The sequence below is a fragment of the Streptomyces mutabilis genome, assembly GCF_014649815.1.
Lineage (GTDB): Bacteria > Actinomycetota > Actinomycetes > Streptomycetales > Streptomycetaceae > Streptomyces > Streptomyces mutabilis.
This window is the reverse complement of the sequence record NZ_BMTT01000293.1, coordinates 1-531: the sequence shown is the minus strand read 5'-3', so window position 1 is coordinate 531 and position 531 is coordinate 1. Positions and strand designations below refer to the sequence as shown.

Sequence of the window (531 nt, the reverse complement as noted above, 5' to 3'; positions counted from 1 at the left end):
TAACTGATTTATATTTTGGAAGTATATATGGTTTATATATGTTTGGTTATATCATTTTAGTTGTTATAGTTGATAAATTTTTTAAAATCTTTTATCGAGATTATTCTGTATTATTTTTTATCATTTTATTATCCACAATGTTTTTAGAAGTATATGTGGCTATGATCTATGGAGTAATAGGTTTCATTAAATTTAATTTAATAGAATTTGTATTATTAAGACTTATTCCAACTCTCATCATTAATTTTTTATTACTGATTATGTTATTTACTATTATTATTAAATTTACTAAAAAAGTAAAAAACACAATTGACAGTAAGGCATAGTGATGGTAAGATGCAGTAGTTGAGTAGTTTCAAGCTACATACAACCGCTCGCATACAGGTTGAAGTACAATCATATTGTCACCTGTATATGGCGTGACTTATTATATAGGAGGTGCAAAGTATGTTTGCTATAATTGAAACAGGTGGAAAACAAATCAAAGTAGAAGAAGGTCAAGAAATCTACGTTGAAAAATTAAATGCTAAC

2 protein-coding genes and 1 other annotated feature are annotated in these 531 nt (G+C 26.0%); both genes read left to right on the top strand.

The features are described 5' to 3' along the window. Positions 1-326, top strand: a 326-nt coding sequence (gene mreD, locus IE142_RS40380; protein WP_191889523.1) for a rod shape-determining protein MreD, incomplete at its 5' end; no start/stop codon positions are given. Positions 327-358: 32 nt separating this feature from the next. Beyond that, positions 359-435: a sequence feature (ribosomal protein L21 leader region), on the top strand. Between the two features lie 12 nt (positions 436-447). Further along, on the top strand, positions 448-531 hold an 84-nt coding region (locus IE142_RS40375; protein WP_191889524.1), incomplete at its 3' end, for a bL21 family ribosomal protein.